Here is a 1,076-nt window from a genome sequence, read left to right as displayed (position 1 = left end):
TGGCTTGGGCTCAGCTTTGAGTAAACGGGCACACATCATCGGCGTCAGCGTCAGCGATACGACCAGCGAGATCAGAATGGCCACCGCCAGGGTGAGCACGTAGCGGGTGTGGCCAGCGGCCTGACCAAAACCATCATCACCTTGGCGGCAGGCTTCGGTGTCATTCTCGCTGTACGCAGCACAGACCAGAGGGTGCAGCTGGATAGCTTTACCTTCGATCAGTACCGGTTCAAACGCCTGAATACCCAGACGGTGAAGGGTCGGTGCACGGTTGAGGAGTACCGGGTGTTCGCGGATTACTTCAGCGAGAACGTCCCAAACCTCTGGCAGCTCACGCTCAACCATTTTCTTGGCTGCTTTGATGGTGGTCGCAAGACCGCGCATTTCAAGCTTGCCAAAAATGAATGGTTTGAACAGCTCGAGAGCCATTTTCTTAGGCAGACCGCACTGGTGCAGACGCAAGGTCGGACCAACGGTAATTACCGAACGACCCGAGTAGTCAACACGCTTACCGAGCAAGTTCTGACGGAAACGACCTTGCTTACCCTTGATCATGTCAGCCAAGGATTTCAGAGGACGCTTGTTCGAACCTGTGATAGCGCGGCCACGACGGCCGTTATCGAGCAAGGCGTCGACGGCTTCTTGCAACATACGCTTTTCGTTGCGCACGATGATGTCCGGAGCGGACAGATCAAGCAGGCGCTTCAAGCGGTTGTTACGGTTGATCACTCGACGATACAAATCGTTGAGGTCGGAAGTCGCGAAACGACCACCATCCAACGGCACCAAAGGACGCAGATCTGGCGGCAGAACCGGCAGAACGGTCAGAACCATCCACTCAGGAAGGTTGCCGGAACCCAAGAAGGCTTCCATCAACTTCAAGCGCTTGGACAGCTTCTTGATTTTGGTTTCGGAGTTGGTTTGCGGAATTTCTTCGCGCAGGCGGCCAATTTCGTGCTCTAGGTCGATAGCGTGCAGCAGTTCACGGACAGCTTCTGCACCCATGCGGGCATCGAAATCGTCGCCGAACTCTTCCAGCGCTTCGAAATACTGCTCATCGTTCAGCAGCTGACCTT

At 55.2% G+C, this 1,076-nt stretch carries 1 protein-coding gene; it reads right to left on the bottom strand.

Features of this window, described 5'->3' with window-relative positions:
• Positions 1-1,076: efflux RND transporter permease subunit (locus tag ACIQYF_RS23760; protein ID WP_402866743.1), on the bottom strand; the 1,076-nt coding region annotated here is incomplete at both ends.

It is taken from the genome of Pseudomonas sp. NPDC096917 (assembly GCF_044762555.1).
In the GTDB taxonomy this organism is placed as follows: Bacteria; Pseudomonadota; Gammaproteobacteria; order Pseudomonadales; family Pseudomonadaceae; genus Aquipseudomonas.
This window is presented reverse-complemented; position numbering and strand designations above follow the sequence as displayed.